Source organism: Leptolyngbya sp. GB1-A1 (assembly GCF_039962475.1).
GTDB lineage: Bacteria > Cyanobacteriota > Cyanobacteriia > Elainellales > Elainellaceae > Leptolyngbya_A.
In genome coordinates, this window is sequence record NZ_JAMPLI010000093.1 from 1 (window position 1) to 9,210 (window position 9,210).

At 48.4% G+C, this 9,210-nt stretch carries 7 protein-coding genes and 1 pseudogene; 5 read left to right on the forward strand and 3 right to left on the reverse strand.

What is annotated here, in order from left to right:
- The coding region (locus NDI45_RS29940; protein WP_348249963.1) for a hypothetical protein at positions 1-322 on the forward strand (322 nt) is incomplete at its 5' end.
- 74 nt (positions 323-396) lie between these two features.
- Here the strand turns inward: NDI45_RS29940 and NDI45_RS29945 are convergent.
- Entirely contained in the window at positions 397-4,326 is a 3,930-nt protein-coding gene (locus NDI45_RS29945) for an Ig-like domain-containing protein (RefSeq protein WP_348249964.1), read from the reverse strand.
- A gap of 892 nt (positions 4,327-5,218) precedes the next feature.
- Here NDI45_RS29945 and NDI45_RS29950 point away from each other — a divergent pair.
- The 3 genes and pseudogenes from NDI45_RS29950 (at position 5,219) to NDI45_RS29960 (ending at position 7,004) form a co-directional block, all read left to right on the forward strand.
- Positions 5,219-5,863, forward strand: coding sequence for a hypothetical protein (locus NDI45_RS29950; protein WP_348249965.1), 645 nt, complete (start codon positions 5,219-5,221; stop codon positions 5,861-5,863).
- An 85-nt stretch (positions 5,864-5,948) separates the two neighbouring features.
- Positions 5,949-6,221 (forward strand): DUF2087 domain-containing protein, encoded by a 273-nt coding sequence (locus NDI45_RS29955; protein WP_190791955.1) that lies wholly within the window; start codon positions 5,949-5,951, stop codon positions 6,219-6,221.
- 107 nt (positions 6,222-6,328) lie between these two features.
- A pseudogene (locus tag NDI45_RS29960) lies at positions 6,329-7,004 on the forward strand (IS6 family transposase).
- A 397-nt stretch (positions 7,005-7,401) separates the two neighbouring features.
- Here NDI45_RS29960 and NDI45_RS29965 read toward each other — a convergent pair.
- Complete coding sequence (locus tag NDI45_RS29965; RefSeq protein WP_190791083.1) at positions 7,402-7,770, reverse strand: DUF2809 domain-containing protein; 369 nt, start codon at positions 7,768-7,770, stop codon at positions 7,402-7,404.
- A gap of 240 nt (positions 7,771-8,010) precedes the next feature.
- Between NDI45_RS29965 and NDI45_RS29970 the strand changes: the two genes are divergently transcribed.
- On the forward strand, positions 8,011-8,214 hold the full coding sequence (locus NDI45_RS29970; RefSeq protein WP_190791084.1) for a hypothetical protein: 204 nt from the start codon (positions 8,011-8,013) through the stop codon (positions 8,212-8,214).
- Between the two features lie 143 nt (positions 8,215-8,357).
- Here the strand turns inward: NDI45_RS29970 and NDI45_RS29975 are convergent, their stop codons facing one another.
- Entirely contained in the window at positions 8,358-8,747 is a 390-nt protein-coding gene (locus tag NDI45_RS29975) for an AbrB family transcriptional regulator (protein ID WP_348249966.1), read from the reverse strand.
- Between the last annotated feature and the right edge of the window lie 463 nt (positions 8,748-9,210).

The window sequence follows — 9,210 nt, forward strand, 5'->3', positions numbered from 1 at the left end:
TTCAAGCCAGTTAAAGCGCGCAGCAAGCGGTCTTGTGTCAGCACCCGTTCAATATCCAGCATTTGCTTATCCCATTTCTGCCTTCTATTCTTGCTTATTTCCCGACAAGTCTACTTCGTACCAATCGATTGAAATGGTGTCTTTTCTATCAAAGTTTAGAGCATCAACAGATCTAAAACACTACCCAAAAATCGTTGGGCTAACAGAGAGAGATGCCCGCGAATTTTTGACCTCAAAGACCTTCAAACGCCTAGTAGACAGGACCCTTGCTAAATTGATAAAAATGAACCAACCAAAAAATGTGCTTCAGTCTACTCCTTGAAAGAGCGTCTTGAAGCACAATGTGCTAAGTTATTGCAACTGTTCTACTGCAACAGTTTGATTCAGCAGAACTGATTAGCCGATTACAAAATTGGTAGACTTAACGTTGCTTGCAAGGGTATTTTGTAGGGTCAGCACGGTCGAAAATGTTGTGTTGCTGCCCTTACCATCGCCGTCAACTTGGACATCAATATTTGCACCAACCTGTACCAGCTTTGTGTATTGGTGATACTGCGCGAAACGGTTGTCTGCTGCAAACTGAGCGGATTTAAAGATGCCGCGTAGATCAATTAAGTCTGATGCGCTATTAAAATCAACAACGCGATCGCTGACCTTTTCAATCGTATCGACTCTAAAAGTGTCTCGACCAGCACCACCGTTCAGGATATCCTTACCGCCACCACCAATCAAAACATCATTTCCATTGTTGCCCAGGAGGCGATCGCGTCCGACAGCACCCATGAGGGTGTCATGGCCATTCCGACCCCTGCAATTATCGTTTCCTGTTCCACCGAGCAGGTGGTCGTTTCCACCACCACCAGAGAGCTTGTCCTTTCCAGCACCACCAACCTGACGATCATTGCCGCCAAAACCGAAGAGTGTGTCGTTGCCGCCCAGTCCGCGCATTACATCACGGTTCATGCTGCCCATGACGAAGTTTTTCCCACCAAAGTCGGAAACGACGAGACCGCGCTTACCGCCCCTTCGAGGAGCAGGGAGAGCATCTGCAGTGAAGCCGGTCAGCCAGGTATCATTGTTGCCAACCATTAGGGAGTTACCAGCCAGGTCAGTGATTGTGCTGCTGGGTTTGATGCTGATTTGATAGTTGCCGCCTGGATTCGTTAAACCAGGAATGTTCTCTAGCGTGAAGATCTGGTTGTCTTGCGTCGATAGTTTTGCACTCGTGAGTGAAACGGGTTGACCATCGCGTGTAATTACCAAATCGTCCAACTGCACATTTTTGACAGCTTCGCTGAACTTAAAGCTAAGGCTATTCACACTGGTATCGCGAACTTTAGCTCCAAAGTCAAGGATTTGCACCGTTGCTGGCTTGGTATCGATCGTGAGCGAGGTTTCGGGTGAGAGGGTAACGCCACCACTCCCGTTCGTTGACCGCACTGTCATCTGATAAGTGCCATCCAGTAGGGGAGTGCTGGGAGTAAAGCTCCAGGCGCCATCAGGGTTCACCGTTGCTGTACCTTCGATTTTTTGACCATTTGCCAAGATTTCAATCGTACTGCCTGGTTCAACCTTTCCGCTGAAGGGAAGTTGGTTATTGTTGGTCAAGCCCCCATTCTCGTTGCCTACGGGGTTAGAGCCACCATTGGAGCTACCTGGCGTCAGGGTTGGTGTGACACCGGCATTGGGGTCAATCTTGACATTTAAAGCAGGTGATTTGCCGCTCTCGTTGCCGGTTAGCGGATCGACAACGATGCTGGTGATGATACGATCGCCGACACTTAAAGCTGAGGTTTTAATTGACCAATTACCATTGCCATCAACGGTGCCTTCCCCAACTTGAGTATCGCCATCATAGAGGCGAACGATCTGTCCAGCGGTTCCTGTGCCACTAAAGGTGGGGGTATTGTTGGCAGTAATATTGTCAGTGCGGCTAATGCCAGTGTCGCTTGCTTCCGTGAGGTCAGGTGCGATCGTTGATGCATTAGGATCAACTGTATTGACATTAATGCTTAACGCGCTGGAAAGCTGACTTTGATTGCCGTGCAGGTCGGTCAACGAGTATTGAATTGCGTGGGAGCCATCATTTAACTCTGAAGTCGTGACTAACCAAGAGCCATCTGCTTGAACAACTCCGGTGCCAACAGGTGTTGAACCATCGTAAAGCGTAATTGTGTAGCCTGCTTCGTTGGCAGTCAATTGACCTGCAAAATCAGGGGTATTTTCGCCTGTGTTGTTGTCAGCGTCAAAGATGCCTGTGTCGGTTGCTGCAGTCAGGTCTGGGGTTGAGCCAGCGGGTAAGGTTGGTGCAGTGGTATTGACATCAATGGTTAATGCCGCTGATTTTTGGCTTTCGTTGCCTGCTGCGTCACTCAGGGTGTAGGTAATCGATCGATTTCCGGTTCCGACCCCTGTTGTATTGACTGACCATGCTCCTGTTCCACTGACGACTCCCTGACCAACAACGCTATTGCCGTCGTAGACCTTAATCGTTAAACCAGCTTCCGCAGGCGTGAGTGTTCCATCAAAGGTAAGACTGGTGAGGTTTGTTTTGTCGTCGCTGTTAGAAACGCCCTTATCGCTATTTGCGTTGAGGTCAGGCTTAGAAGTGAGATTGATGGTTGGTGCAGTATTGTCGATCGTGACGGTAATTCCAGCAGAATTTGCGCTTTGGGTGCTGCCTGGAGCAGTTGCTCTGGCAGTAATGTTGCGGGTTCCAATTGCAAGATCGGCTGAAGGCGTAAATGTCCAGTTGCCTGAACCATCGATCGTAGAATTGCCTGCAATTTCAACTCCATCAGCATAGAGTTTAATTGTGCTGCCGGGTACTGCAGTCCCCTGAAATTGAGGTCGGAGGTTGCTGGTGATGCGATCGGTTTGAGAAATGCCTGTGTCATTGGTAGTATCAGAGGGCAGTTTTAAACCAGTGGGTGCTGCCGTTTGAACAGGGTAGTTTACGTTAACAGTAACGCTACCTGTCAGGTCAACAACCGGATCGCCTGCCATCCCACCGTACTCAATAACGTAGCCAGCAATCTGACCATTGTTATACAAAAAATCATTCCAGGTACCTTTTTGGGTACCAGTGCCCCAGAAGTGGGCGTGATCTTCGTTTCCGCCGAAATTATTGGGTTCGTTAGATGCCCAATTCGTGTAATAGGAAGACATCAACGTGCCGCTTTCTGGTCCAGTAACCCATTTCCAGGTTCCTTCGGCTTCCTCGTCACTGCCACCAATCCAGCCATTACCACCGAGTTTATTTGTGATGAAAGTGTTTTCGGCAGCAGTTGTAACAGTTGCCAGATAACCTTGTAAGCCAAAATACGTTTGTTGAGCTGCGATATCACGAGCCTGCTGCCAAGTTAATGTACCCGACACATACTCATAGAAGTGCCCGTTGTTAGTATTTGCGAGGTTTTCACCAATTGCAAAGTCGATTTGGCGGCTACCATTGGTTGTGCTGCCGGTGCTGTAATACACGACCTGCTTGAAAGCTGATTCGTACTGTGCGGCTGTTCCACTTCCTGTAAAAGTGAGAGTACCCGTGCTTGTGCTGTAATTCCAACTAATAGAAGTGCCAGCAATCGTTCCACTGGTACTAGTTCCTACACCCTGAAGACCCAGACGATCGCTTGAAGTGAAGCTGCCTGTACCAAAGCTGACCTTAGCACCAAGTAGGTTGCCAGAAACGCCTGAAATGACTGCGTTAGGAGCAAGCAGTTGAGGTGTAGAGCCATTTGCACTAAGGGAACCCGAGATATCAACGGTTGGACCCAGGATGCCAGCATAAGCTTGTTGAGCTTCAAGGGTGAGCGCAAGTTCAACCGCTACTGCTCCGGTTTGCACATCTAAATTCCAGTTGCCACCCAGAGCGGCATTACCTGTAGGAGTGGCTGAAGCAGCGATGTTTGCTCCTGTTAAAGCATGAAGTTTTTCAATTAGCTCGGTTCCAGCATCTCCGGCAGCAACATTGCAGCCATAAAGAACCAGGGATTGGAGTGACCAGGATTGTAGATCACAGCGGTAGCGATCGAGGGTTGATAAACTAAGTTCGCTGTTGCTGATGAAAAGCGTACCAGGAGCGCCATGAGACACAATGTGCAGACTGGTAACTTGCGGATGCTGCCGCAGCGCTTGGGTAATTTGCTCAATGCCATCTTGTTGAGCGTCAAGCAGAACCGCGATCGACCCTGGTACGACTTCTGCCGCTAGCATTGCAGAATCAGCAACGCTGGCATCAATTACGACTAGGGTTGAACCGAAATTAGCCTGTGCTGGGGAGGATGAGAACGTCTCATTCTTTGCAATGGGAGCGGAAAAAGCCATACATCGATACCTGAAATGCGTAATTAAGGAGAAAAGCGACTGTGAAGAGAAGCAAGTAGCTTTGTAATAAGCTATACCTAATGTTCCCGAAGGTACTGTGTCGCTAACACGCTCTATGGTTTCTACTGAGTAAAGGTTTGATGAAGCGCAGTGATGGAGCAATGCAGTGGAACGGTGACTTTGCAGGGAAACAACCAACTCTAGAACGGGCTGTACTCAATGTCTCCGGTTATGTCGCAAAGACTCTTTAAAGACAAACGGAGATTGTAATTGAACTTGACCTATCGCTATTGCCAGGTGTAAACCCGGCTAACACAACAAGATTGACACGGAGTCATTCATCCACCCACATCCTTGACAATTCCAATGCACCTGAGTCAGGTGAACTAAAGCGACCGCCATCTCACACACAGGACACCGTCCTGTAAAAAGGGGATGGGTATCCAGTAAGTCCAGTTGATCCGTCAACGTGCGTTGCCTGGGCTGCAAAACCCGCTCCCCGTTATAATAAGCTGCACCGTCTGGCTACCATTGCTCCTCCACTTCATCCGGTGGAGCGATGCGAAGCTGTTCTCCTTGCAGGGTAACCGCCGCAAAGTCACGACATTCCTCTAGCGCCAAACCCGTTGGATGTACGGTGCAGCGCGATAGGGATTGTGGGTATAGAACTCACAGAGCTGACATTGAGGCAGGTAGTAGGAAGCTGGGGAACTGGGCATCAGGCTAATGGGGAATTGGATCATCCGTAGTGTTCCCTACGCTCACGGCTCAAATAACCCCTTTTTCCTGGTGGCAGTTCTGGGAAAGAATCTAACCTTCGAGCAACCAACTTCCCAGAACTGATCGAGGTAATGCTCAGACCCAGCTGCCCGCTCCAGACCTCAGCCTGACGATGAGAGGCTATGCTAGAAGTACAGCATTCGGAGGCATTCCCTTCTTTATTCCATCCCTCGATATTCATGCGCTGATCAATGCTCTGGCAACTGAAGGGGCAGTCTCAGTTCCCCTCCTTACTGAACCAGCAAGGCAAGCCCTTTTGCTAGAGGCACAGCACTTTCACTATGAGCCCGAAATCAAAACTGTAGGAACGGGCGATGCTGTCGTCAGAACAGAATATAGTGCTTGTAATCGTCTTCCCGACAATGGACTGTATCCAAAATTCAAGCAGGCGTTTCAGACCCTGCTCGACCAGGCGTGCGATCGGCTAGATAACTATCCCTTTAGTACTCCCTTGCAATTCACAGAACTGGTTGTGCAACGGTATGAACCAGGACAACTTGGCATTACGCCGCATCGAGATAGTTTGAGAGCGATCAACCTGATTGCCCTTGTGAATCTGGGTGGGCAAGCCGAGTTTTATCGCTGTGATGACCGTCAGAGCACCCATGCTGTTTCGTTAGACACCACACCTGGTCATGTAATTTTCCTGCGTGCTCCGGGTTTCTTGCATACTTCCGTGCGCCCCTTTCATTTTGTCACCAACGTTCGATCAACTCGCTACAGTTTGGGCTTGCGGCAGCGCAGCGGGAATGGATAGCTAATCAACAAATCGGCTCGACTAATTCTTAGTTCCAGGCATTCTGCATCCCCGAAGTAAGTTAACGTGATATGAAAACTTAATTATGGACTACATCACAGAACTAAAGCACTATTTGGATCAGCAGGGACGCTTAGAGAAATGGCCCTCCAGACGCAATAAAGGACGGTTTCAGCAGCTTGCTCTGGAATATTTAGCCAATCAGTTTGAGCACGACCTTCTGTACAATGAGCAGGAAGTCAATGCTTTACTCAGGCAGCACCACACCTTTAACGATCCAGCCCTGCTACGTCGAGAACTCTTCGATCGAGGTCTAATAGACCGGCTGCGAGATGGGTCTGCTTATTGGCTGAGGTAAATTAGATGGTTCCGTTGCAAAAAGTGATACTCTAAATGAGTTTTTGAGAGAAAACTGCTTCAGCGATCGTGGTCAATCCAACAGCTCCCTTCGCGTAGCGGCACTTTTTGCCTGAAATCATCTTGCTGAACATACGGTGGTATTGTCGCTATGCGTTGAGCTACCGAGACTTAGAGGAGCTGATGGCAAAGCGCGCAGTTGAGGTAGATCATATGACGATTTACCGATGGGTGCAGGACTATGCGCCAGAGTTGGACAAACGCATCCGTCCCCACTTGCAGCAAACGAATGATTCATGACGAGTAGACGAAACCTATATTAAAATCCGAGGGGAGTAGAAATACTTGTACCAAGCGGTGGATTCGGAGGGGAATACGCTGGACTTCATCTTGAGTGCGTTCGCGAGATAGAAAGGCTGCTGCCCGCTTTTTACATAAGGTCTTGGGAGCCAAGCACACTCAAACTCCACAGGTGATTACCGTCGATAAAAATGCTGCCTATCCAGTGACAATGGATGAATTGAAGCAAGACAAAACATTGAAAGTCGAGACCAAATTGAGACAAAGCAAATATTTGAATAACATCATTGAGCAGGGCCACCGGAACATAAAGCGGATTGTCAAACCAATGATGGAATTTCAATCGTTCAACACGGCGAGAAGAACGCTGCGTGGGATTGGAACCATAGATATGATTCGCAAAGGGCAAGTGAAAGGGATTAGCCAAGGGGACAGTGTATCTCAAGCAGAATTCGTCAACGAAATCTTCGGAGTGAGTGCTTAAGGTAATACGAACGGAACCAGTTCGTTTGTGACTTAGAAGTTTTTACAACAGAACCCCTTAGACCAAAACTCCGGATTCTCGATGTAGGGGTTAATGCCCGGAAAGTGAGAGGGCATATCGCTGGCCTCGATTCGCCTCCCTTTATTCTAGAAGCGATCGATTCTTTCCTTGCCACCTCATAAATGCTAATACGAAGCACTTTCCTTAGTGAGGCAATCAGGTATTAGTCCAAACAGCCAACGGTAAATTTCCTCAGCTTGCAAGCTTTCATAGGCTGGGATGACCGAAGCTGCATTTTGTTCATATCACCCAATTGAACTCACGCCCCGATCGCCTTTCCTTCAAAGTCATCTAGATATTAGTCTGCTCCATCGGACTCGCATGAAAGCGACCGCCCTTACCTTTGAAATCGTTTTTGCAGGAGCACTCGCTCCAAACAAACACCAATGCTAATTCCTACCGCATAACAGATCAAATCACTCCACAGAAATCCAAAGCCAAGAATTAAACCTCCGAACTGGGTGTGGCGAATTGCATCAATCCATGTCGCATGATAGAGTTGGCTCACCTCAATTCCCAGCGCGAATAGACCCGTACTGATCGCCGATCGCAATATTGATTGCTGAGGCAGAAGCCAGCGTACAAGCAGGTACACCAGCAGTGCCCACAAAGTATCACCACTATACTGCCCCAGAAACGAGGTTGATGACAGGAGCGAAGAGCGTGAAAGCAGTCCGAGAAGGGTGACAAAACAGGCAATCACCATCACCCTGATGCGATAGCGGAGGATGGATTGTGCTGGCGTAGGCTATTTCTGACCCAATTTATTGAATATCAATACGGACTAATTGAGCCGGCATCGGGACTTTGATCGTGTTGGAGCCATTGTCGATGAGGCAGTCCATAGCGATCGGTAATAGAATTCATTGCAGATGCTCATTCCTTATGCCTTTACTTGTGGCTCATTTATGTTGATGCTAGGGAAGGCATTTATTGATTTTTATCTATGAGTTTTACAACTGAGATAGAAAAGCTGTCTGCTACCGCTTCGTTGGCTGCGATCGATGCCAATTCGACTGAGACTACCTCTCGTATTGAGCTGTTCAGCTATCTTCTGTGCTGTGCCGCTCAAGGTGCTGTTGGAGTGATTGGCTTTGTTTGCTTAACCCTTATCCCGATCGCCCTTCGTCAGGGGTTACTTTTCCTATAAGTGGGAGAACAGGGTCGAGGAGGGAGGTTTGCTTCAGTGCAAGCTAGCCGGAGCAATAAATTAATGTAGCTAATGTAGCTCATGGTGGCAGAAGGTGATGTTCAGCGGCATCGTTTGATGTGGCTTAGCAGTCACCTCAGAGATTACTCCTCATCATTGCTCGAGCCGCCAGCAGGTTGAACCAGCACCAGTTTAATGTGCTTATAGCCGAGCTTAATTTCAAACTCATCCCCTGGCCTAAGTCCCATCATCTCGGTATAGGCTTTCCCAATCACAATTTGCCCATTGGTATGAACAGAAACACGATACGTTGGAGTTCTACCCCTCCCCCCTGCCTGTTCTGGCTCAACGGCTAAGCCTTGGGCTTCCAGAATAGCTTCAATGAATTCTGATAAATTCGCCCTTTCCCTGTCTTTCGTTCTCGTGACATAGCCACAGGCTTTTGCCTTCTCTGACTTGGAGAGTGTTGGAATTTCCTTCAACTTACTGAGAAGGGCTTTGCCTCTTAAGGGTTCTGTCGCAACCGCCATAATAATTTAGAGCTTCCTTAAACAGATGTTTGCATCTCTCTAACTTAACCACGATCGACACCCCATCAGCACAAGGAATAGTGAGATTTAAGGAGTTGGGAAGGCTGAGGTTGAGCCAGAATTTAGGCTTCGCGATCGGAAGTCAATGGTTCCCAGTCATTGCTTGATAGAGCAACAGCGTACCAATTGCAGCCAAAACAGGGGAAAATCATCCTCCAAGATGGCGGAAATATTGAAAGTGGCAGTCATTCACACCTTCACCAGATCTCAAACAGAAATCGTCTTATTTGTCTGAGTCAGGACAATCGTGAGCATAGGGGTTTCATAGCTCCAGAGTTTAGACTACTGCTGTCGGTTGTGTCGCAAAAACAGCCGCTGGTAAGGTAGACAAGCCCCGTTATGCCTTCTCGCCCTCCGATGGCTACTGCTGCTCTGTTCAAGTGGCGGCATTTCTTGCCTGAAATTA

Excerpts from the sequence above, each read along its gene's own strand:
- NDI45_RS29945 (WP_348249964.1), bottom strand. The coding sequence starts at position 4,326 with ATGGCTTTTTCCGCTCCCATTGCAAAGAATGAGACGTTCTCATCCTCC.
- NDI45_RS29950 (WP_348249965.1), top strand. The coding sequence starts at position 5,219 with ATGAGAGGCTATGCTAGAAGTACAGCATTCGGAGGCATTCCCTTCTTT.
- NDI45_RS29955 (WP_190791955.1), top strand. The coding sequence starts at position 5,949 with ATGGACTACATCACAGAACTAAAGCACTATTTGGATCAGCAGGGACGC.
- NDI45_RS29965 (WP_190791083.1), bottom strand. The coding sequence starts at position 7,770 with ATGGTGATTGCCTGTTTTGTCACCCTTCTCGGACTGCTTTCACGCTCT.
- NDI45_RS29970 (WP_190791084.1), top strand. The coding sequence starts at position 8,011 with ATGAGTTTTACAACTGAGATAGAAAAGCTGTCTGCTACCGCTTCGTTG.